Origin of the sequence: Agromyces sp. Root81 (assembly GCF_001429165.1) — a bacterium.
Classification (GTDB): Bacteria; Actinomycetota; Actinomycetes; order Actinomycetales; family Microbacteriaceae; genus Agromyces.
Genome location: NZ_LMIR01000001.1, coordinates 71,668 through 93,122, shown reverse-complemented (window position 1 = coordinate 93,122; position 21,455 = coordinate 71,668). Strand labels below are relative to the sequence as shown.

General features: G+C 69.6%; 26 protein-coding genes. 17 read left to right on the top strand and 9 right to left on the bottom strand.

The window, feature by feature from the left end:
- The first annotated feature begins 80 nt into the window (after positions 1-80).
- Both msrB and msrA read left to right on the top strand, forming a co-directional pair.
- Positions 81-542, top strand: a complete 462-nt coding sequence (gene msrB, locus ASE14_RS00470; protein WP_056649242.1) for a peptide-methionine (R)-S-oxide reductase MsrB — start codon at positions 81-83, stop codon at positions 540-542.
- Positions 539-1,060, top strand: coding sequence for a peptide-methionine (S)-S-oxide reductase MsrA (gene msrA / locus ASE14_RS00465; RefSeq protein ID WP_056649239.1), 522 nt, complete (start codon positions 539-541; stop codon positions 1,058-1,060). Before msrB ends, msrA begins: the two co-directional genes overlap by 4 nt.
- Before the next feature lie 99 nt (positions 1,061-1,159).
- Here msrA and ASE14_RS00460 read toward each other — a convergent pair whose 3' ends face one another.
- The gene (locus ASE14_RS00460) at positions 1,160-1,648 is read right to left on the bottom strand and encodes an SRPBCC family protein (protein WP_056649236.1); all 489 of its coding nucleotides are present in this window, start codon (positions 1,646-1,648) and stop codon (positions 1,160-1,162) included.
- A gap of 83 nt (positions 1,649-1,731) precedes the next feature.
- Here ASE14_RS00460 and ASE14_RS00455 point away from each other — a divergent pair, with 83 nt between their 5' ends.
- On the top strand, positions 1,732-3,204 hold the full coding sequence (locus tag ASE14_RS00455; protein ID WP_235511034.1) for a carboxylesterase/lipase family protein: 1,473 nt from the start codon (positions 1,732-1,734) through the stop codon (positions 3,202-3,204).
- A gap of 23 nt (positions 3,205-3,227) precedes the next feature.
- On the opposite strand, the gene ASE14_RS00450 is transcribed toward ASE14_RS00455, so the two are convergent.
- Together ASE14_RS00450 and ASE14_RS20245 are read right to left on the bottom strand one after the other, a co-directional pair.
- Positions 3,228-4,133 (bottom strand): serine hydrolase, encoded by a 906-nt coding sequence (locus ASE14_RS00450; RefSeq protein WP_056649232.1) that lies wholly within the window; start codon positions 4,131-4,133, stop codon positions 3,228-3,230.
- Positions 4,123-5,061, bottom strand: coding sequence for a LysR family transcriptional regulator (locus ASE14_RS20245; protein ID WP_162257681.1), 939 nt, complete (start codon positions 5,059-5,061; stop codon positions 4,123-4,125). Before ASE14_RS20245 ends, ASE14_RS00450 begins: the two co-directional genes overlap by 11 nt.
- Between ASE14_RS20245 and bla the strand changes: the two genes are divergently transcribed.
- Entirely contained in the window at positions 4,979-6,058 is a 1,080-nt protein-coding gene (gene bla, locus ASE14_RS20240) for a class A beta-lactamase (RefSeq protein ID WP_369816427.1), read from the top strand. The two genes, ASE14_RS20245 and bla, sit on opposite strands and share 83 nt — an antisense overlap.
- Positions 6,059-6,085: 27 nt before the next feature.
- On the opposite strand, the gene soxR is transcribed toward bla, so the two are convergent.
- Positions 6,086-6,568, bottom strand: a complete 483-nt coding sequence (gene soxR, locus ASE14_RS00435; RefSeq protein WP_056649222.1) for a redox-sensitive transcriptional activator SoxR — start codon at positions 6,566-6,568, stop codon at positions 6,086-6,088.
- Positions 6,569-6,648: 80 nt separating this feature from the next.
- On the opposite strand from soxR, the gene fdxA reads away from it, so the two are divergent.
- From fdxA to ASE14_RS00405, 6 genes are all read left to right on the top strand, one after another.
- Positions 6,649-6,996 (top strand): ferredoxin, encoded by a 348-nt coding sequence (gene fdxA / locus ASE14_RS00430; RefSeq protein ID WP_056649220.1) that lies wholly within the window; start codon positions 6,649-6,651, stop codon positions 6,994-6,996.
- Positions 6,993-7,514, top strand: a complete 522-nt coding sequence (locus ASE14_RS00425; RefSeq protein WP_056649217.1) for a flavin reductase family protein — start codon at positions 6,993-6,995, stop codon at positions 7,512-7,514. The genes fdxA and ASE14_RS00425 overlap by 4 nt, the downstream gene beginning before the upstream one ends.
- A gap of 56 nt (positions 7,515-7,570) precedes the next feature.
- Positions 7,571-8,203: a superoxide dismutase gene (locus tag ASE14_RS00420; protein ID WP_056649214.1), complete on the top strand. Its 633-nt coding sequence runs from the start codon at positions 7,571-7,573 to the stop codon at positions 8,201-8,203.
- 269 nt (positions 8,204-8,472) lie between these two features.
- Positions 8,473-8,883 (top strand): GreA/GreB family elongation factor, encoded by a 411-nt coding sequence (locus tag ASE14_RS00415; RefSeq protein WP_056649209.1) that lies wholly within the window; start codon positions 8,473-8,475, stop codon positions 8,881-8,883.
- A gap of 85 nt (positions 8,884-8,968) precedes the next feature.
- Positions 8,969-9,340 (top strand): DUF4180 domain-containing protein, encoded by a 372-nt coding sequence (locus ASE14_RS00410; RefSeq protein WP_056649207.1) that lies wholly within the window; start codon positions 8,969-8,971, stop codon positions 9,338-9,340.
- A gap of 21 nt (positions 9,341-9,361) precedes the next feature.
- Complete coding sequence (locus ASE14_RS00405; protein ID WP_056649204.1) at positions 9,362-10,474, top strand: hypothetical protein; 1,113 nt, start codon at positions 9,362-9,364, stop codon at positions 10,472-10,474.
- Here the strand turns inward: ASE14_RS00405 and ASE14_RS20235 are convergent.
- Entirely contained in the window at positions 10,467-10,613 is a 147-nt protein-coding gene (locus tag ASE14_RS20235) for a hypothetical protein (RefSeq protein WP_157372696.1), read from the bottom strand. The two genes, ASE14_RS00405 and ASE14_RS20235, sit on opposite strands and share 8 nt — an antisense overlap.
- 99 nt (positions 10,614-10,712) lie before the next feature.
- Between ASE14_RS20235 and ASE14_RS00400 the strand changes: the two genes are divergently transcribed.
- A complete protein-coding gene (locus ASE14_RS00400) occupies positions 10,713-11,639 on the top strand; it encodes a hypothetical protein (RefSeq protein WP_157372695.1) in 927 nt (308 codons plus the stop codon).
- Between the two features lie 165 nt (positions 11,640-11,804).
- On the opposite strand, the gene ASE14_RS00395 is transcribed toward ASE14_RS00400, so the two are convergent.
- Positions 11,805-12,317 carry a TetR/AcrR family transcriptional regulator gene (locus ASE14_RS00395; protein WP_162257680.1) on the bottom strand — a complete coding sequence of 171 codons (513 nt, stop codon included), beginning with the start codon at positions 12,315-12,317 and terminating at the stop codon, positions 11,805-11,807.
- A 130-nt stretch (positions 12,318-12,447) separates the two neighbouring features.
- Here ASE14_RS00395 and ASE14_RS00390 point away from each other — a divergent pair, with 130 nt between their 5' ends.
- From ASE14_RS00390 to ASE14_RS00375, 4 genes are all read left to right on the top strand, one after another.
- On the top strand, positions 12,448-13,629 hold the full coding sequence (locus tag ASE14_RS00390) for a PLP-dependent aminotransferase family protein (RefSeq protein ID WP_056649195.1): 1,182 nt from the start codon (positions 12,448-12,450) through the stop codon (positions 13,627-13,629).
- Between the two features lie 70 nt (positions 13,630-13,699).
- Complete coding sequence (locus ASE14_RS00385; RefSeq protein ID WP_056649192.1) at positions 13,700-15,871, top strand: alpha-galactosidase; 2,172 nt, start codon at positions 13,700-13,702, stop codon at positions 15,869-15,871.
- Positions 15,872-15,891: 20 nt separating this feature from the next.
- Positions 15,892-16,899: a LacI family DNA-binding transcriptional regulator gene (locus tag ASE14_RS00380; RefSeq protein WP_056651532.1), complete on the top strand. Its 1,008-nt coding sequence runs from the start codon at positions 15,892-15,894 to the stop codon at positions 16,897-16,899.
- A 67-nt stretch (positions 16,900-16,966) separates the two neighbouring features.
- Positions 16,967-17,890: an SDR family oxidoreductase gene (locus tag ASE14_RS00375; RefSeq protein ID WP_369816426.1), complete on the top strand. Its 924-nt coding sequence runs from the start codon at positions 16,967-16,969 to the stop codon at positions 17,888-17,890.
- A gap of 66 nt (positions 17,891-17,956) precedes the next feature.
- Here ASE14_RS00375 and ASE14_RS00370 read toward each other — a convergent pair whose 3' ends face one another.
- The 3 genes from ASE14_RS00370 to ASE14_RS00360 are packed head-to-tail and all read right to left on the bottom strand — an operon-like array spanning position 17,957 to position 19,228.
- Entirely contained in the window at positions 17,957-18,409 is a 453-nt protein-coding gene (locus ASE14_RS00370) for a hypothetical protein (RefSeq protein ID WP_056649186.1), read from the bottom strand.
- A gap of 13 nt (positions 18,410-18,422) precedes the next feature.
- Entirely contained in the window at positions 18,423-18,962 is a 540-nt protein-coding gene (locus ASE14_RS00365; RefSeq protein ID WP_056649183.1) for an Imm21 family immunity protein, read from the bottom strand.
- Positions 18,962-19,228, bottom strand: coding sequence for a hypothetical protein (locus tag ASE14_RS00360; RefSeq protein ID WP_056649182.1), 267 nt, complete (start codon positions 19,226-19,228; stop codon positions 18,962-18,964). Before ASE14_RS00360 ends, ASE14_RS00365 begins: the two co-directional genes overlap by 1 nt.
- Before the next feature lie 117 nt (positions 19,229-19,345).
- Between ASE14_RS00360 and ASE14_RS00355 the strand changes: the two genes are divergently transcribed.
- Together ASE14_RS00355 and ASE14_RS00350 are read left to right on the top strand one after the other, a co-directional pair.
- On the top strand, positions 19,346-20,671 hold the full coding sequence (locus tag ASE14_RS00355) for an NAD(P)/FAD-dependent oxidoreductase (RefSeq protein WP_056649181.1): 1,326 nt from the start codon (positions 19,346-19,348) through the stop codon (positions 20,669-20,671).
- A 91-nt stretch (positions 20,672-20,762) separates the two neighbouring features.
- Positions 20,763-21,455 carry a response regulator transcription factor gene (locus tag ASE14_RS00350; RefSeq protein ID WP_056649180.1) on the top strand — a complete coding sequence of 231 codons (693 nt, stop codon included), beginning with the start codon at positions 20,763-20,765 and terminating at the stop codon, positions 21,453-21,455.

Below are 21,455 nucleotides of genomic sequence, written 5' to 3'. Positions count from 1 at the left end.
GCGAAACGGAACAGCATCGATCCCCCCGCTGTTCTCCTCAGTGGGCGTCGCAGCCGGCGGCGCCGAACTTGGAGGACCACGTGTCACAGGACTACCGGAAGACTCCCGAGGCCATCGCCCGCCTCACCCCGAAGCAGTACTCGGTCACGCAGGAGGACGGCACCGAGCCGGCGTTCCGCAACGAGTACTGGGACAACCACGAGGCCGGCCTCTACGTCGATGTCGTCTCGGGGCAGCCGCTGTTCGCCTCGACCGACAAGTACGACAGCCGATCGGGCTGGCCGAGCTTCACGAAGCCGATCGAACCCGACGCGGTGACCGAGAAGACCGACCGCTCGCTCTTCATGAAGCGGGTCGAGGTGCGCTCGACCGGAGCAGACAGCCACCTCGGCCACGTCTTCGACGACGGCCCCGCCGAGGCCGGCGGGCTCCGCTACTGCATGAACTCCGCGGCCCTGCGTTTCGTTCCGCTCGCCGAGCTGGACGAGGCGGGCTACGGTCGATACCGCGCACTGTTCGAGAACCAGGAGAACGCACGATGACTGCACGAACCGAGACCGCGATCCTCGCCGGCGGCTGTTTCTGGGGCATGGAGGACCTGATCCGCAAGCGCCCCGGTGTGCTCCGCACCCGGGTCGGCTACACGGGCGGCGACGTGCCGAACGCGACCTACCGCAACCACGGCACCCACGCCGAGGCGATCGAGATCGTGTTCGACCCCGAGGTGGAGTCGTTCCGCGACCTCCTGGAGTTCTTCTTCCAGATCCACGACCCCTCGACGCTGAACCGTCAGGGCAACGACGTCGGCACGAGCTACCGCTCGGCGATCTTCCCGACGAGCGACGAGCAGGCCGCCATCGCCCGCGACACCATCGCCGACGTCGACGCCTCCGGCCTCTGGCCGGGCCCGGCCACGACCGAGGTCACGTCGGCCGGCCCGTTCTGGGAGGCGGAGCCCGAGCACCAGGACTACCTGGAGAAGTACCCGAACGGCTACACCTGCCACTTCGTGCGGCCGGGCTGGAAGCTGCCGAAGCGCGACAGCGAGCCCGCGGCCTAGCTCCACCGCCACTCGAGCCCCGGCGATCGATGGATCGTCGGGGTTCGACTGCGTCGTCAGCCGCTACGCCACCGCCGCGCCGTCGCCCCGCCGCGCCGGTCAGACCGCGTCGAGCATCCGCCGCGCCTCGGCCACGACGATCGGATCGAGGCATCCGGCGGCGAACCCGGCGATGCGCCGGTCGATGTCGCGTTGGATGATGCGCGAGCCGATCCATTCCGCGATCGGGCGGATGAGCGCGGGGCGGCACACGAAGTTGTACTTCCAGCTCGCGAGCGTGCCGCCGCTCTCGTGCGCAGAGAAATGCCATCCGCCGCCGAGGCGTTCGAAGAACCACGGGGCGTCGACGACGCGCATGCCGACGCTCGTGGGCGGGCGATACGACACGTACTCGCTCACCATGCGTGCGCCGCGGCGCGATACCGTCACGGTTCGCACACCCTTCGCGGCCCGAGCAGCGCCGTCGAGGAAGTGCTGCTCGCGGATGAACGTGTCCCAGCGCAACCGCACCTCGCCCGTGGTCTGCGAGACGGCGAACGCGAGGGCAGGGTCGATCGGGACGACCACCGTGGCCGTGATGACGGGCATGCGCCCAGCCTACGCACCAGGGAATCTCGAGCGGATCCGGCGCTGCGTGGTGCGAACCGGGCTTCGACGGGCAAGATGAGCTGGTGCAACCACTCAGCGACGAGCGGGCACCCCTCGAGGGTGTCATCGAGACCTCCACCGGCGCCCTCCGCGGCGAGACCATCGACGGCATCACTCGCTTCCTGGGGCTGCCGTACGCGGCACCGCCCTTCGGCGAGCGCCGGTTCCGACTGCCGGCACCGGTCGAGCCGTGGCCGGGAGTGCGCGACGCGACGTCGTTCGGGCCGACCGCTCCGCAGTCGGCCTATGCGGGCGCGCTCGGCGAACTGCTGCCGACGGTCGCGATCCCGGGTGACGAGATCCTGCATGTCAACGTCTGGGCGCCGGCGGATGCCACGGGCGCGCAGTACCCCGTCATGGTCTGGATCCACGGCGGCTCGTTGAAGCACGGGTCGAACGCCCTGCCCGGGTACGACGGTGCGTCCTTCGCCCGCGACGGAATGGTGTTCGTCTCGGTCAACTACCGGCTCGGCAGCGAGGGCTTCTCGGTGCTCGACGGGGCTCCCCTGAACCTCGGCCTGCACGACCAGCTCGCCGCACTCCGCTGGGTGCAGCGCGAGATCGCGGCGTTCGGCGGCGACCCGGACCGGGTCACCGTCTTCGGCCAGTCGGCCGGCGGAGCCACCGTCGCGGCCCTCGCCGCGTCACCCGTCGCGGACGAGGTCATGCGGGCGGCGATCGTGATGAGCGGGCCGCTCGAGGTGAAGGCTCCCGCCGATGCGGGTAGGATCACCGCGCTCATCGCCCGCGAGCTCGGCATCCCGGCCACTCGCGACGCCTTCGCGGCGATCGAGCCCGAGCGCCTCGTGGCTGCCCAGGCCAAGGTCGCCGCGAGCGGCTCGCCCCTCGGCGGCGGACCGGCGTTCACCATCGCGATCGACGACGACCTCGTACCGGCCTCCCCATCCGATGGCTTCGCGGCCGGCGCTTCACCCGACGTGCCGCTCCTCATCGGCACGACCACCGAGGAGTACCGTCTCTGGCTCGTGCCGAGCGGCGCCGTGAACAAGATCACGCGCCTGCACCTGGTCATCGGCCGTCGCGCCGCGAAGATCTCGGCGGCCGCCGTGCGACGGTACCGGGCGAACCGCCCGGGGGCCAAGCACGGCGAGGTCTTCGGCGCGATCCTCACCGACGTGCTGCTGCGACGCTCCGAGTACCGGGTGGCCGATGCACGTGCCGCCGCCGGCGCGCCGACCTGGGTGTACGAGTTCGCGTGGCGCAGCCTGGTGCGCGGGCTCGGTGCGGCGCACGCCGTCGAGCTCGGCTTCGTCTTCGACGGGCTGGCCGCACCCGACTCGGTCGCGCTCGCCGGGGCATCCGCTCCGCAGTCGCTCGCCTCGGCCATGCACGACGCGTGGGTGGCCTTCGCGACCGCCGGCGACCCCGGCTGGCCGCAGTGGGGCGTCGAACGCACCGTGCGCATCTTCGACGGCGCCGACGACCCGGTCACGCCGGCACCTCGACTCGACGAGCTGCAGGAGCTCGGCGGCTGATCGGGCGCGGGTCCGCTCGGCGGTCAGGCGGCCGCCGAGCGGACCCGGTCGTGCAGCAGCTTCGCGGCGAGGCCCAGCGCCTGCTCCGCGGCGGGCTGCCGCTGCGCCGGCACGGATGACTCGCTGAGCACCGCGATCGCGAGAGCTCGGCCGTCGGCGTGCTCGAGCACGCCGATCTCGTGGCGCAGGTGCAGGAACGTGCCCGTCTTCGAATGCCACGCCGCGTCGTCGGACTCCAGGTCCGGAGCGAGCCGCTGACGCATGACGTTCATCGCAAGCAGGCCGCGCAGCCGATCCTTCTGACCATCGAAAGCCGGCGACCGCCAGATGCGGTCGAGGAGCTCGACGCAGGCGTTCGCGGTGCCCGCGTTCGCACTCGACACGTCGAGCTGTGGAATCAGGTGGCCGCCGCCGCGGGTGGACGCCCGGATGGCGAGCGCGAGCGCCTGCGGCATCTGCTCGGGCGGCAGCACGCTCGCGAGGGTACGGTGCAGCTCGCGGATCGAGTGCCGCACGGTGATGCCGGCGATGCCCGTCTCCCGTAGCGATGCCGTGACCTCGGCGGGCGGGCAGAGCTCGAACAGGGCATCGGCCGCCGTGTCGTCGCTGAGGCAGACGGCCATGTACAGGAGATCCTCGATCGAGACGGTCGTCGGGTGCCGGAACCTGCTGTAGCCGGTCTGCCCGGGCGTTCGATCGGCCGGTTCGAGGGTCACCGGCCGAGCCGGGTCGAGCCGGCCCTCGTCGATGAGCTGGAGCACGGCGAGCGCGAGCGGGAGCTTGACGACGGAGGCGAGGGGGTAGGCGTCGTCGGCCGCGATCGACAGCTGACGGCCGCTCCCGAGGTCTCGGACGACGATCGATGCGCGCAGGCCCGCCGAACTCAGGACCTCGGCGGCGTCGCGGAGCACGGCGCGATCAGTCTGCATGCGGCCCTTCCCGTCTCGGTCGGTTCTCGGCCGAACCGCCGGCGACCGAGTCGGATCGCAGCAGCTCGGCGAGACTCGGGTCGGCGAACTCGAGGAAGCGCGCCGCGAGCTCCCGCTCGTGAGCGGCGAGAGCGTACCCGCGGACGAGTCGCAGATCACCGAGCGCTCGCCAACTGAGCCCGAAGTCGGCGGCCTCTGACCGCGTGCAGAGCACCAGGTCGTCGCCGCACAGGGCCGCCGACATCGCGGTGATGAGCGACGGCGCCGTTCGGAGCTGGGTCGGCGCGAGCCCAGCGCCGTTCCGCACCCGCTCGAGGCGATCGCGAACGTGGGGCACATCGTCCTCCGGCGCGAGCCAGAGCCTGACGAGCGAACGGATGCCGCGGCGCGGCCGGAGCTCGGTGAAGAAGAAGTCGCCTTCCGATCGGGTCGCCCCGATGCTCGCGACCCCGAGTGGCACCGCCCATCGCGCGCGATCGGGCGCGACGGGTTCGAGGTCGATGGAGGTGCGCCCTGCCGCGAACGCCGCCGCCCGTTCCGTCGGGAGTCCTGGCACGAACTCGACGGTCATCGACCGGCTCGACGCGGCAGCAGCGATTCGCGCTGCCGCGGCCGGGTCGAAGGCGTGCGGCACGCCGATCGTCACTGGGAGACGATGCGAGCGCTCGGCGTCCTCAGAGAGTTCGAGCGCGGCGTCGACGAGTTTGATCGCACTCGGCAGCACGCCGCGACCGAATTCCGTCAGCACGACCCGGCGGGACGTCCGCTCGAAGAGGCGTGCTCCGAGATGCTGCTCGAGCGCCGCGATTCGCCGGCTGGCGACCGATTGGGTGACGCCGGCACCGATGGCGCCGGCCGTGAAACTCTCGCGTTCGGCAACGGACACGAAGGCCTCGCACGCGGCTCGCAGGTCGAGGTGTCGCGCCATGCATGCGATTCTCGCATCGATCACGGCGTTTCGGGCTTTGCCTGCATCGACGGGTCGCAGACAGACTCCGGACATGACGAATCGACCGACTCCCAGCCATCTGTCCCGACGATCCCTGCTCACCATCGGCGGCCTCACCACGGCCGGCGCGGCGGCCGCGGCGTTCTCGGCGCCGCCCGCGTTCGCGGCGCCGTCGGCACCCGCCGTCGGCGGCCACCGACGCCTGACGGAGGCCATCGCGGAACTCGAGCGGGCGACATCCGTCACCATCGGCGTCACCGCGCTGTGGCACGACTCACGCAGAGCGTTCCGGTATCGCGGCGACGAGCGCTTCCCGATGTGCTCCCTGTTCAAGAGCTTCGCTGCGGGCGCCCTCGTGCAGGCGCGAGGCTACGACGAGGAGTACTGGACGACCCCCATCCCGTTCACCGACGCCGACGTCGTGGGCAAGGAGACGAAGCTGAATCGGGACACCTGGCAGGCCACCCCCGAGGAGTTGGCCGACGCCGCCATCCGCTACAGCGACAACACCGCCGGCAACCTGCTGCTGCGCGAACTCGGCGGCCCGCAGGCCGTGACGACGTTCGCCCGATCCCTCGGCGCGACCCGAACCCGTCTCGACCGGCCGGAACCGCAGGTCAACGAGGCGACGCCCGGCGATGAGCGCGACACGTCGACGCCCGACGACATCGCGTTCCTCCTCCAGCTCCTGCTGATCGACCAGGGCGCCGGTGCGCTCACCACGGCGCGGCTGCAGGAATGGATGCTGCGGAACACCACCTCGGGCAAGCGGATCCTCGCGGGCCTGACACCGCCGTTCGAACTCGCCGACAAGACCGGTCTCGGCGGCTACGGCGTCGTCAACGACGCCGGCGTGATCTGGCGCCCGGGCGAGGAGGCGTTGACGCTCGCGATCCTCACGCGCACCGATCGCACCGACGCTCCGAGCAACCACGACGTGCTCGCCGACGTCACGCGGCTCATCGTCGCGGCCTGACGCCTCGCTGACCCTCCGACGACGTACTCAGAGCCGCTGCGGCCCCGCCCCGTGCTCGCCGAGCTCGTCGTCGGGGTTCAGCAGGCGGCACGCCTTCATCGAGAGGCAGCCGCAGCCGATGCAGCCGGTGAGCTCTCGTTCGAGCTGTTCGATGCCGAGACGGCGCAGCTCGAGCTGCCGCTTCCACCGCCGGGACGCCTGCTGCCAGTCCGCGTGGCTCGGCGTCGTGTCGAGCGGCACGTTCTCGAACGCGGTCTGCACGTCGGAGAGCGGGATGCCGAGGCGCTTGGCGACCGAGATGAGCGAGACCCGGCGCAGCATGTGGCGCGGGTAGCGCCGCTGGTTGCCGTCGGTGCGGTGCGAGGCGATGAGCCCGAGGTCCTCGTAGAACCGCAGCGCCGACGGCGCGACCCCGGTGCGCCGACTCATCTCGCCGACGGTGAGCAGCTCGTCGGGTGCGTGCTTTCCGGTCGGGGCCGGATCGACCTCGAGTGCGTCATGCTGCGACATCCGTACCCCTCGTTTTGACTTCAAGGGTACTTGAGGTTTTACGGTAGAGGCATGCGAAACGTGAAGTCGGTGATCGGCCGGTGACCTATGTGATCGCGCTGCCATGCGTCGACGTCAAAGACAAGGCCTGCATCGACGAATGTCCCGTCGACTGCATCTACGAGGGCGAACGCTCGCTCTACATCCACCCCGACGAATGCGTCGACTGCGGTGCCTGCGAGCCCGTGTGCCCCGTCGAGGCCATCTACTACGAGGACGACCTGCCCGACATGTGGGCCGACTACTACAAGGCGAACGTCGAGTTCTTCGAGGTCTCGGTCGGCGGGGCCGCTCCGCTCGGCTCGCCCGGCGGCGCCGCCAAGACCGGCATGCTCGCCTTCGACCACCCGGTCATCTCCGTGCTTCCCCCGCAGGAGGCGCACGCATGACGGATGTCGCCACCGCGCGCCGCGCCATCGCCACCGCCGAGGCGTTCAAGGCCGCGTTCCGCGATCACCCGGCCGGCGTGGCGCTCATCACCGGCATGACGCCCGACGGGCCGGTGGGGCTCACCGCGTCGAGCGTCGCCTCCGTGTCGGCCGAGCCGGCCGCCCTCTCATTCTCGGTGACCCGTGCCACGGGGTCGGCCGGCGCGCTGCTCGCCGCCGACAGCGTGGTCGTCCACTTCCTCGGTGCGCACCACGTCGACGTCGCGCGCGCGTTCGCCCGCTCGGGTCAGCCGCGCTTCACGGCCGAGCAGGGCTGGTCGTGGCTCGAGACCGGTGAGCCGTGGCTCGCCGACTCCCCCGCGGCGCTCCGCTGTCGTACGCTGCACGTGGTGCCGGTCGGCGGGTCCTCGCTCGTCGTCGCCGAGGTGCTCGACGTCTTCCTCGGCGACCAGGCGCCGTCGCTCGTCTACCGCGACCGCCGCTTCCACCGCCTCGACCAGGCCGCCCCCGAACTCTGACCCCAGTCACCCGCCGCACCGCACCCGCGGGCGGCAGATCGAAAGGAAGCATCCGGATGCCCGCCTATTCACTGCCCGAACTGCCCTACGACTACTCCGCACTCGAGCCGCACATCTCGGCGACGATCATGGAGCTGCACCACTCCAAGCATCACCAGGCCTACGTCACGGGCGCGAACTCGGCGCTCGAGCAGCTCGCAGAGGCCCGCGAGAGCGGCAACCTCGCGAACGTCAACAAGCTCGAGAAGGACCTCGCGTTCAACCTCGGCGGCCACATCAACCACAGCGTCTTCTGGCAGAACATGTCGCCCGACGGCGGCGGCTCCCCCGAGGGCGAGCTGGCCGCGGCGATCGACGACGGCTTCGGTTCGTTCGACGCGTTCCGCGCGCACTTCACCGCGACGGCGCTCGGCGTGCAGGGCTCGGGCTGGGCGGTGCTCGCCTGGGACAGCGTCGGCGCCCGTCCCGTGATCTTCCAGCTCTTCGACCAGCAGGGCAACGCGCCGCTGGGTGTGACCCCGCTGCTGCAGCTCGACGTGTGGGAGCACGCGTACTACCTCGACTACCGGAACGTCCGCGCCGACTACGTGAAGGCGTTCTGGGAGATCGTGAACTGGGCCGACGTGCAGGCGCGTTTCGCCGCCGCCAGCACCGCCACAAGCGGCCTCATCGTTCCGAGGGCCAGCTGAGCACTCCGCCCGAACCTCCTCGCGCGTCACGGCGCCGGCGCCGACCGCGCCGGCGCCCGTCGGTCGCGCTCCTCGCGGTGCAGCTCCGGCGCTACGGCCTGCTCGCACTCATCCTGCTGACCGCGATCGGCACGCTGATCGCCTGGCTGAACCAGTGACGAGTCGCCGCCCCGCGTGCCGGAACACGCCGAACAGCCGCCCGCTCCACTAGGCTGGGAAGTTCTGTGCCAGACGATCCTGCGGGGTCGCCGAAAGGGAGGAATTCCGCGATGACCACGGAATCCGTGTGGATGACCCCGGCCGCGCTCGAGCGGCTCGAAGCGGAACTCGCCGAGCTCTCGCGGCCGGGCCGAACGCTGACCGACACCGAGCAGGCGCGGGCCACCGAGCTTCGCGCGATCGTGCGCAACGCCGAGGTGGGCTTGAAGCCCGACGACGGACTCGTCGAACCCGGCATGCGCATCACGGTGCGGTTCGACGACGACGCCGAGCCGACCAGCTTCCTGCTCGGCAGTCGCGAGCTCGCCGACCTCGACACGAGCGTCGACCTCGACGTGTACTCGCCGACCTCGCCGCTCGGCGCGGCGATCACCGGCCACTACGTCGGCGACACCGTCACCTACCAGGCGCCGAACCGCGCAGTGCAGGTCACCGTACTCGAAGCGGTGCCGTTCGGCTGATCGACCACGAGCGAGCGGATGCCGCGGGCCGCATGTCGCCCGCGGCATCCGCTCGTTCGACGTACGTCGGGGTTAGCGTTGGGGCATGCCCATCGAAGAACTCCACGGAGTGCGCGTCGATCTCCTCGACGTCGACGGCCCCACGATCGCGACCGACGACGACACCTCCGACCTGATCGGCGGCGCCTGGTCGAGCCGGGCCGCCCTCATCGCGATCCCGGTCGAACGGCTCGACGAGCGCTTCTTCGACCTCTCGAGCGGATTCGCCGGCGAGGTGCTCGGCAAGCTCGGCAAGTACCGCCTGCGCATCGCGATCATCGGCGACGTCTCCGAGCACATAGCTGCGAACGATGCCTTCGACGCGTTCGTCTGGGAGACGAACCGCGGCGACGCCGCCTGGTTCGTGCCCGATGCCGAGGCCCTCGCAGCAAAGCTCGCCGATCGGGCGCGCCGATGACGCCGACCATCACCGCGTTCCGTGGTTGAGCGCGGCACGGCGTCGACCGCGACACGCCTGGACACGACTGCGCTCGAGGAGCCCATCGACCGAGCAGAGCTGGCAGCGTTCCGATCGCAACTGCCGACCTCGATGCGGCCGAGCCTCGCCGGAACGTTCTGGCCGTTCGGGCTGCTGCTCGCAGCCGCCCTCGTGCTGCTGGTCTTCTGGACATCGCTGCTCGGGGACGACCTCGTGCCGACGCCCGACCTCGATGACTGGTTCGCGGCCTGGGTTCTGCTCCTGCCGTACGTCGGATTCGTCGTGGTGGCGCTCGTGCTCGTCGTTCGAGATCTCCTGAAGCGCACGGGTCGCCGCCAGTTCCGCCTGCACCGGTTCGCCGCAGCGAACGGCATGGCCTACGCACCGGTGCAGCCCGGCCCCGCGCTGCCCGGCATGATCTTCGGCGCCGGCTCTCCGGAACTGGCGTACGACGTCGTGTCGCGGGGCGGACGCCACCCCGTCTCGATCGCCAACCACCGCTCCACGACCGGCGAGGGCAAGGGCAAGGAGCATCACGAATGGGGCTACGTCGCGGTTCGGCTGCCGGTGACGCTGCCGCACATCGTGCTCGATGCGAAGGGGAACAACGGGCTCGGCCGTCGGAGGCTGCCGATCGCGTTCGAGCGAAGCCAACGGCTGCATCTCGAAGGCGACTTCGACCGGTTCTTCGAGTTGTACTGCCCAGACGGGTACGAGACCGACGCGCTCTACCTGTTCACACCCGACGTGATGGCCGGGTTCATCGACACCACGGCGGAACTCGACGTCGAGATCGTCGACGACCACCTGTTCCTGTACTCGCGCCGGGACCTGTCGACCCTCGACCCGGCGACCTGGCGCTGGCTGTTCTCCGTCGTCGACGCCCTGACCGGACAGGTGGCGCGGTGGGAGCGATGGCGCGATGAGCGGCTGGGCTCGACGCACGTGACGTGGTCGCCCGCCGACGGTGCACCGGTGATCCACCGTCCACCGCCGGGCGTCGCGAAGCAGGGCAGGCGTCTCACGCGTCGCGTCGAGTGGTTCTGGATCGCGGCCGGCCTGCTGATCTTCCTGTTCGGCGTGTACTCGATGATCGTGGACGCCGTCACCTGAGCTGCCGGCCGGGCGAGCCCAGCTCGACCATGGCGACACCGATCGTGTGCTCGATCAACGCTGTGTCGATCCGTTGCAGACCCGGCAGCAGCACACGCATGAGAAGCGGGCCGGTGAGCAGGTCGCTGATCCACTCCACGTCGACGGATGCCTCGACGACGGTGCGCCGCGGTCCGGTGCCGACCCGATGAAAGCCACACGACGTTGCCTATGCATCCGCTGACGGCAGAATAGGCCCATGCAACGCAAGAAGCGATCGCCTGGTTCGCGCCCGAAGGTCACCGGACCGCTGGCGGCAATCACGGATGCCGCGAACGAATTTCACAGGGCGGCAGCCATCGTCACGGCGGGAGATCTCCTCGTTGAGATTAGGGAAACCCGCTGGCGGCGGTTGGGAGAACCTCTCCTCTTCGCTTTCACCGCTCTCGCGACAGCGGCATCACTTGTCTTTGTGGTAATTCAGTCAAACGCTTCCTCGACAGAGGCTCGCGCCGCGGTGGCCGCCCTCGATGCGCAGACCAGGACATCCGACTTCACGTTCATCTCGGGAATCTCGTCATCCGTTCTGGACACTGGACTCGTGTTCACCAATTCGACCCCGATCCCGATTGTGTCGACGGCGTTCTGGTATGTCGCGTTCGACGGAGAAAAGGGCGTACTCCGAGAGGTGGAGGGTGAGATCGCAGGAGTACCCGCGTGTACCTCTGTGTTGGTGCCGTGGGCGCACCTTTACGCGGCTGAACCGAACACGAGGTCGATCGGCGGGGAACGCGGTGAGTTCCAACGGCCACCCTCCGCGGCGGAGGAGCTCCACCTCGCTCTGCAAGCACCGTCCGGTTCATGGTTTCTCGCCGGCGCGAGTGGCACGCTCCTGAAGATCGAGCTGAGCGAAGTTCCCGACCTAGGGATCCACACGGACATGCCGCAAGAAGCGTGGCCGTCGGACTCGCCGCGAGACGTGGTGGCGTACCCATATGGCGAGCAAGGGCTCGCTTTGTCAGCGCTTCACGACGCGGATATCTACGCAGGGGCTCCGGACACATTCTGGGAGGGCGCAGATCTGGTCGAGACGTTTACCGCCGAATCGTTGGTCTCGGTGGGTAACACTGTCACGGGGCACCCTGATGCCCGAGGAGCCGTCCTTAAAAAGACTGATTGTCAATGAGGAGCGCGTACCAAGGCTGACCAAGCACTCAGTCAGGAACACTCCTGGCGGACCGGTCTACCACGAGTCTGCACACCCCAACCAGCCCGCCGAGGATGCGCCGTCACCTGAGCTGCCGGCCGGGCGAGCCCAGTTCGACCATGGCGACGCCGATCGTGTGCTCGATCAACGCCGTGTCGATCCGTTGCAGACCCGGCAGCAGCACACGCATGAGAAGCGGGCCGGTGAGCAGGTCGCTGATCCACTCCACGTCGACGGATGCCTCGACGACGCCCGCGTCGTCGCGGTGCGCCGCGGTCCGAGGAACTCTTCGGAGAAGTGCCGCGCGGCTTCGGGCTGGAGCGAGAGGTCGTCGATCAGGCCCGGGAGTCCGCGCACGACGAGCGGGTGGTTGAACAGATCGAGACGGTGCTGCTGGATCGTCCGGAGGTCGGTCTCGAGATCGCCCGTGTCCACGCCCGGATCGGTGCCGAACCGGGCGCGCAGCACCGCGATTGCGAGTTCCGCAGTCGTGCGGAATCGCCGATACACGGCAGCGCGCGTCGTCGCGGCGTCCTGAGCGACCCGGCCGATCGTGAGTGCGCGATAGTTCTCGACCTCGATGATCCGCGCCGCCGCGTCGAGGATCGCCCGGTCGATGCTCTCGTGCCGAGGTCGTCCCAACGTCGTTGCGGCCATACGATACATTCTGTACCGTAAAGTACCGAACCCGCCATCCGACCACGATGACGAGCTCGCCCGGCCGGGGACACGATCGAGACGGCCACCAGATCCCGACGTTCCCCAACTCTCTGCCGGTGAGGTATCCATGCCCGTCTCAACCCAGCTCCCCCGCCTCTCGCAGCGCGCAGGAGGCACGACGCGATCACCGGTGCGCGATCTCCTCGCGCTCACCGAGAACCCCGACATCATCTCCTTCGCCGGCGGCCTGCCGGCTCCCGAGCTCTTCGACCTCGAAGGGCTCCGACGCTCGTTCGACGCGGCGCTGGCCGCCCCGGTCGGCCTGCAGTACTCGACGAGCGAAGGCAACCCGGCCCTGCGCGAGTTCATCGCCGAGCGCTACACCGCCCAGGGCCTGCCCACCTCGCGTGACGAGATCCTCGTCACGACCGGGTCGCAGCAGGCGCTGAGCCTCCTCGCACTCGCACTCATCGACCCGGGCGACACAGTGCTGGTCGAGCGTCCGAGCTATCTCGCGGCACTCCAGGCGTTCACCCTCGCCGGGGCGCGAATCGTCAGCGTGCCGATGACCGCCGAGGGCATCGACCTCGACGCGCTGGGCGTGCTGGCCGAGCAACACCGCCCGAAGCTCCTGTATACGGTTCCGACATTCCAGAATCCGACCGGCGGTTCGCTCGGCCTCGCGACGCGCAGCGGCCTCGCACGTCTCGCCGCCGAGCACGGATTCCGCATCATCGAGGACGAGCCGTACCGCGAACTGCGCTATTCGGGCGATCCGATGCCGTATCTCGCCGCCCGCTCGAACGAGCACGTCATCACGGTCGGCAGCTTCTCCAAGGTGCTCGCCCCCGGGCTCCGGCTCGGCTGGATCCGGACCAGAGCCGACCTCCACTCCGCAGTGGTCGTGACGAAGCAGGCCGCCGATCTGCACACCTCGACCGTCGATCAGGCCGCTGCGGCGCACTACCTGACCGGTGGCGGCCTCGAGTCAGCACTCGACCGGATCCGTTCCGCCTACGGCGAGCGCCGGGACGCGATGCTCGCCGCCCTGCCGCAGACGCTCCCGGCGGGGAGCACGTGGACCACCCCGCACGGCGGCATGTTCGTGTGGGCCACGATGCCGCCCGGCCACGACAGCACCCGCCATCTGGCTGCGGCGATCGAGCAGTCGGTCGCCTACGTGCCAGGCGCCCCGTTCTACGCGGAACGGCCGGATGCCTCCACGATGCGACTCTCGTTCACCACCTACGATCCGGCCAGGATCCGGGAGGGACTCCGCCGCCTGGAGCGGTCGTTCGTGCGGACATGACCCCACGGGTCTGATCCGTGCACTGAAATTTCTGCTGGATCAATGCATGATCTTGCTCAATACTTGCAGCATGTCACCCTCCGTTGTGCATCTGACCTCTGCCGGCGTCTCGCTCGTCCTGCGCATCCACCCCACCGGGCTGCCGGAGGTGACGCACTGGGGCCGAGCACTCGGCGACCTGACGGCAGACGAGCTCCAGCTCGCGTGCAGCGTCGCCGAGCAGGCTCCGACCGCGAGCGGCGCCGATGCCCGAATCCCGCTGACGATCGTCCCGGAGCACGGCGACGGATGGTTCGGGCGGCCCGGAGTGGTGGGCAGCCGTGAGGGCACCGCATGGTCGCCTCGGTTCGCCGTCGTCGAGACCGCGATCGGCGGTCGCGTGCTCGATTCCGGCGAGACGGTGTCCCACGGGCCGGGCGGGCTTCGCATCCTCGCTCGCGACGAGTGGGCGGAGCTCGAGCTCGAGCTCGACATCGCACTCGAGGACTCCGGCATCGTGACGATGCAGGCCGCGCTCCGCAACACCTCGGCCGCGCCGTACCGCCTCGAGGCGCTGCGACTCGTGCTGCCCGTTCCCACGTACGCGAGCGAAGGCATGGACTTCGCGGGTCGGTGGGGCAACGAGCGCTGGCCGCAGCGATTCGACGTGAGGTACGGGCTGCACGCGCGGGAGTCGCGCCGAGGGCGCACCGGACTCGACGCCGCACTGATGCTGTGCGTCGGCACCCCAGGTTTCGGCTTCCGTCACGGTGAGGTCTGGTCGCTGCACGTCGGCTTCAGCGGCAACCATGAGCACTACCTCGAACGAACGTCGAGCGGCTCGGTCCTCGGCGGCGGCGAGCTCCTCCTGCCCGGGGAGATCACGCTCGGGTCGGGCGATGAGTACCGGTCGCCGCTCGTCTACGCCGCCTACGGCACCGGCCTCGACGGCGTCGCGTCACGCCATCACACCTCGCTCCGCGCCCGGCCGGGTCATCCCCGATCGCCGCGACCCGTCACGCTCAACGTCTGGGAGGCCGTCTACTTCGACCACGACTTCGACAAGCTCTCGCAACTCGCCTCCGCCGCCTCCGAACTCGGCGTCGAGCGATTCGTGCTCGACGACGGGTGGTTCCTCGGCAGGCGGAACGATCGCGCCGGGCTCGGCGACTGGACGCCCGACCCCGCGGTCTGGCCGAACGGTCTCGACCCGCTCGTGTCGCTCGTCACCGGACTCGGCATGCAGTTCGGCATCTGGGTCGAGCCCGAGATGGTCAACGCCGACTCCGACGTCGCGCGCGCCCACCCCGACTGGATCATGCGTGCTCGCGACACGCTCCCGATCGAGGGGCGTCACCAGCAGGTGCTGGACCTGACCAACCCCGCTGCATACGAGTACCTCCACGATCGGTTGACGACCCTGCTCTCCGATTCGCGCATCCGGTATCTCAAGTGGGACCACAACCGAGACCTCGTGGAGGCGGGAAGCGGGCGCGACCTCACCCCGGCGGTGCACCGCCAGACGCTGGCCACCTATCGCCTGATGGCGGAACTGCGCGCGGCGCATCCCGGCCTCGAGATCGAGAGCTGCAGCTCCGGTGGCGGCCGCGTCGATCGGGGCGTCATCGAGCACACCGATCGGGTCTGGGCGTCGGACAACATGGACCCGCTCGATCGGATGCGCATCATGACGGGCACGGGCATGCTGCTGCCCCCCGAACTCGTGGGGTCGCACGTCGCGTCACCGGTCTCGCACACGACGGGCAGGACGCATTCGCTCCCGTTCCGCGCCGCCGTGGCCTTCATCGGTCACTTCGGAATCGAATGGGACCTCACGACCGCCTCGCCTGAGGAACTGGCCGAACTCGCCGCCTGGATCCAGCGGTACCGGCACGCGCGAGACCTGCTGCACACGGGCGAGGTCGTCAACGGGGATCGTTCGGGCCAGGATGCCGCGGTGCGAGGCGTCGTGAGCGCGGATGGCGCTCGGGCGCTCTTCACCGTCATCGCTGCGGAGCACTCGCCCGACGCGACGATGCGGCTCCGGCTCCCTGGACTCGAGGCGGCCGCCCGCTACCGAGTGCAGGCCGAGATGCCGGGCATGACGGAAGAGGAGATGTCGGCGATCGACGCCGTCGGCGCGTACGGGCTCTTCTCCCCCACGCCGGTCACACTGCCCGGTAGCATCCTGATGACGTCGGGGGTGGAGATTCCTGCGATGCGGCCGGAGACGGCCGTCCTCGTGCATCTCGAGCGCGTGTGATCGAGGTGAAGGGGAGCCGGGTGGCCAGAGTCGGACTCAGCGCCGTCGCAGAGGCGGCTGGAGTCAGCGAGGCGACGGTGAGCAGAGTGGTCAACAACCCCTCGGTCGTCGCGGCGGAGACCCGTCGGACCGTGGAGGACGCGATGCGCCGCGTCGGGTACACGCGGGCGACGCACGGCAGCCTCGTGCTGCTGGTGACGCCGGGACTGCGCGACCCGTTCTTCGCGCACCTCGCGGACCGCATCGCCGCGGCCCTGGGCCTGCAGGGGCTGCGCGCGGTGATCTGCTCCGCCCCGGTCGGCGGCACGCAAGAGCTCGACTTCGTGGGAGCGATGGTGGACGCCGGCGCCGTCGGCGTCGTCTTCGTGTCCGCGAGCAACACGCTCGAGCAGGCCGAGCCCGCGGTCCACCGCCTGCTCACGACTCGAGGCATCCCGTTCGTCTGCATCAACGGCAACTTCGCCGGTGTCTCGGCGCCCGGCCTGTCGACGGACGACCGGATGGCCTCGGAGCTCGCCGTCGACCACCTCTGGCGCCTCGGACATCGGCGGATCGGGATCGCCGCGGGCCCGATCGGCAACCGGCCGAGTGACCTGCGCGTCGAGGGGTTCACGGCAGCGTTGCGCGCGCGTGGCGATGACGGCCTGCTCCACGTCGTCCGACACGAGTACAGCGTCGAGGGCGGCATCTCCGCGACGAACACGCTGCTCGGCGATTCGGACCTGACCGCGATCGTCGCGGCGAGCGATGAGATCGCGCTCGGCGCCGTCAAGGCCGCACGACGGCGCGGGCTGCGCGTTCCGGAGGACATCTCGATCGTCGGCTACGACGATGTCTACCCGCTCGACTTCGCCGACCCTCCGCTGACGTCGGTGCGCCAGCCCATCGAGCGCCTGGCCGAGGCGGTCGTGCCGGTGATGACCCGGCTGGTGAAGCACCGAGCGGTGCACCGGGGCGAGTTGTTCTTCGAACCCGAGCTCATCATCCGCAGCTCGACCGCGGCGCCGCCCGGCGTCGATCGCGACTGATCGCTGCAACCTCCTGCAAGAGGTCCGCGATGGCTTCAAGGTGCGCGGCTTCGGGACCATACTGGGGATGTTCGCATGGAGGGAGTCCGCCATGTCGCGAAGATCGGATGCCGCAGCACGATCGACCCCGCTCGAATCCCAGCCTCGTGTCGTGCTGATCACCGGCGCGAGCGGCGGCATCGGCAAGGCGACCGCGCTCGGACTCGCCCGGGCGGGTATGCACCTCGCGATCGTCGGGCGAGATCGGCAACGCACCGAAGCTGCGGCACTGGAGATCCGTGAGGCGGGCGCCGGCACGGTGGACGCCTTCATCGCCGACCTCTCCTCGCAGGCCGAGGTACGGCGGGTGGCCGACGAGGTGCAGCAACGCATGCCGCGCATCGACGTGCTCGTCAACAACGTCGGAGGGTTCTGGCAGACCCGTCACGTCACGGTCGATGGGCTCGAACGCACCTTCGCCGTCAATCACCTCGCGCCGTTCCTGCTGACGAACCTCCTCCTCGATCTGCTTCGGCGAAATGCTCCGTCACGGGTCGTCACGGTCTCCTCGAACGCGCATCGCACCGGACGGATCGACTTCGACGATCTCCAAGGCGAACGGAGCTACTCGGGATCGCGAGCCTACGACCAGTCGAAACTGGCGAACGTGCTGTTCGCGTTCGAACTGGCCAGACGCCTGCACGGCACCCGGGTCACGTCCAACGCCCTGCATCCCGGCGTGGTGCGCACCTCCTTCGGCGCAGAGGATCCAGCCGCGGTGCAGCGCACCATCGTGCCATTGCTCCGGCCGTTCATGAAGACACCGGCTCAGGGTGCAGCGACCTCGATCCATCTGTCAACCGCTCCCGACCTGGAACAGATCACCGGTGGGTTCTTCTCGAGCAGTGCGCGCGTGCGGCCGTCCAGACGCGGCGAGGATCAAGCCGTTGCCGAGCACCTGTGGCTGGTGAGCTCCGAGTTGGTCGGCCTCGACGCCCCACGGCCTTCCTGAGCAGGAGTTCCTCCAGGAACGGGTCAAGGTCAGGTTCGAACAGCCGTCGACCGCATCACTGGACGCTCAGCCGAACGGTCCGTCGTAGTAGCCCGGCGGCGCGACCAGAACCGACTGGAAGTAGTGGCCCTGCTCTTCGTCGGGGTTCTCGTCCTCGACGAACGGTCGCCACAGCGACAGCAGGAGCGCGGGAGCCACGTAGCTGCGACCGCCCTCGTCCTCCTCGAGCGCCGTGAACTCGGAAAGCTGCTCCACGACTCGCGCTGCCGGCGTGCCCAGCAGGTCGATGCCGCGGTACTCGATGCGCATCGGGCCGTAGGGACGGCACACCTCGATCGCGCCCACCGTTCCGCCGGGGGCGGGTTCGAGTTCGATGGACATGCCGCTGTCGTAGATGGCCGGCAACCCGGACTGCGGATCGTGGCCGTCGATGGTGGCGAGCGCGCGCTTCGCCTCATCCATGGTCATGCCGATTCGGACCGGGCCCACGGTCTCGGGGGGAACAATCTCGATGATCATGCATTTCACCCTGTCACAGCGGTGACGCGGGAGAAAGCCTGACCAGCAGAAGCCAGGTGTCCTCGTCGGGCTTGACATGCGCGGACTCGACCCGGTATCGACCTGCCGCGAGATCGATGTGCAGCGACGAGGTGCTGCCGAGATCCTCCGCTGAGAAGGCGGCGTCGAAGAGCACGACGGGCCCGGGCACGTCCCAGTGCGTCGCCTCCTCCCACCTGGCAACCTCCATCGCCCGCCCGACCGCACCCACCGCGGCCTCCTCCCTGTCGGCGGCCAACCTGCGGACGAAGAGCGAGTGCTCCGCGAGGAAGGTCGTCGGGGCGGGGTCGTCGCCGAGCACCAGCGCGGAGGCACCACCGACGTCGATCACCCCGGCGTACCCGTCCGCTGCACAGGCACGCCCGTAGTCACCGGCTTCCTCGTCGTCGAGCTCGTCGAGCCCGTCCAGGTCGTCCAGGTCGTCGTCCGCCCCGGACCAGGCGCCGAGCACCGACTCGGGCACGGCGATCAGCGGCCCGCCTCCCGTGCCGACCCACTCCATCGCTCCGGTCATCAGGCGTCGATCCACTCCGTGCCATCGCCCGGACGGATCCGAGCCAGCCCGGACAGTCCGAGTCCGTGGAGCACACCCAGTACGCGGCGCACCGCCTCGTCGCGCTCTGCCACCGGATCGATGTCGACGTCGAGGTGCGCCCCGAACGCTCCGGAGCCGGCGCCGCTCACCTCGCCGATGCCGGCGAGTGCGTCGTTCAACTCGTCCTCGACATCGTCCCGGTCGACCGGGATCCGGCCGTCGAAGCGGATCTCCATGAAGTCCATGGCTCCCATCCTCACCCGGGATGCGGCAGAGGTCGATCGTCGTGTCACGCGGGGGCGTCGCCGACCGATAGCGTCGGAGGGCACGAGGCATCCGCTCTGACTGAAGGAGATTCGCCGATGGTCCACGTCGACACGATCGTGATCGGTGCGGGGGTGGCGGGCCTGACCGCCGCCCGGCTGCTCGCGAAGGCCGGCCGTCGAGTCGTCGTGCTCGAGGCGCGCGACCGGGTGGGCGGCAGGGTCTGGACCGATCGCAGCGACGGGCTCGTCACCGACCTCGGCGCGTCCTGGATCCACGGCGTCTCCGGCAGTCCCGTCGCCGCGGCGGCCGACGCGTTCGGCATGCCGACCGTGGAATTCACGGTCGGCGGGTACCAGCCCGACAGCCGTCCGATCGCCTACTTCGATCCCGACGGCGAGCGGCTCCCGGATGCCGCTGCGAGACGATTCGCCGACGACATCCGTGCCGTCGACGCCGAGCTCGTCGACGTGGTCGCGGCGTCCGAAACGGATGCCTCGTACCGCGACGTGACCGAGGCAGCCCTCGCCCGCCTGGCCTGGGACGCCGAGCGCACCCAGCGCGTGCGCGAGTACCTCGAGCATCGGGCCGAGGAGCAGTACGGGGCGTGGATCGAGGATCTCGCAGCACACGGCCTCGACGACGACTCCATCGACGGTGACGAGGTCGTGTTCCCCGACGGCTACGACCGACTTCCCGAAAGCCTCGCTTCTGGGCTCGACATCCGTCTCGAACACGTCGTCACGCGCGTCCGATGGTCGCCCGACGGGGTCGCCATCACGACGGATCGTGGCACGTTCGCGGCCGACGACGCCGTGGTGACGGTGCCGGTCGGCGTGCTGCAGTCGCACGAGTTCGTCATCGATCCGCCGCTCCCCGACCCCGTCGCGGGTGCGCTCGGCCGACTCGAGATGAACGCGTTCGAGAAGGTCTTCCTGCGGTTCCCGGTGAAGTTCTGGGACGACGGGGTCTACGCCATCCGACAGCAGGGACCCGAGAGCCGCTGGTGGCACTCCTGGTACGACCTCACGGACCTGCACGGCACGCCGACGCTCCTCACCTTCGCGGCGGGGCCGACGGCCCGGGCGGCGCGCGGCTGGGATGCGGAGCGAATCGTCGAGTCCGTGCTCGCACAGTTGCGCCGACTCTACGGCGAGCGCGTGCAACAGCCGAGCAGCGTGCACATCACCGAGTGGCAGGATGACCCGTTCGCCCGCGGCTCGTACGCGTACATGACGGTCGGCTCGACGACGGCCGACCACGACGATCTCGCGACCCCCGTCGGCGGGGTCCTCCACCTCGCCGGCGAAGCGACCTGGACGGATGACCCCGCGACGGTGCCTGCAGCCCTCTACTCGGGTCACCGGGCGGCGTCGAACGTCCTCGGGCGAGAGATCCCGATCGACGAGGTGTGGGCCGACTGACGCGCGCTCGCCCCTGAATCCTCAGGCGGAGCCGGGCCGTATCCGGTTTCGGATACGACGACGATATGCGGCGCCTTCTAGCATTGCGAGTATGCGTGTGCTTGTGGTGGAAGACGAACCGTTCATGGCGGAGGCCATTCGCGATGGGCTGCGCCTGGAAGCGATCGCGGCCGACATCACCGGTGACGGGGAAACCGCTCTGGAGCTGTTGAGCATCAACTCGTACGACATCGCAGTGCTGGACCGCGACGTCCCCGGCCGCTCCGGTGACGAGATCGCCGCGAGCATCGTCGCCTCCGGCAGCGGCATGCCCATCCTGATGCTCACCGCCGCAGACCGACTGGATGACAAGGCCTCCGGGTTCGGACTCGGAGCCGACGACTACCTGACCAAGCCGTTCGAGCTGCAGGAACTCGTGCTCAGACTGCGAGCGCTCGACCGCCGGCGGGCGCACAATCGGCCACCCGTGACGGAGATCGCCGGGCTGCGTCTGGACCCCTTCCGTCGCGAGGTCTACCGCGACGGCCGCTACGTCGCGCTGACGCGGAAGCAGTTCGCCGTGCTCGAAGTGCTCGTGGCCGCCGGGGGCGGCGTCATCAGCGCGGAAGAGCTGCTGGAGCGGGCGTGGGACGAGAACGCCGATCCGTTCACGAACGCCGTGCGGATCACGGTCTCGGCGTTGCGCAAACGGCTCGGCGAGCCTTGGGTCATCGCCACCGTGCCGGGCGTCGGATATCGCATCGACACCGGGGCCGCCCTGGCTACGGGAGACGAGCGTGGCTAG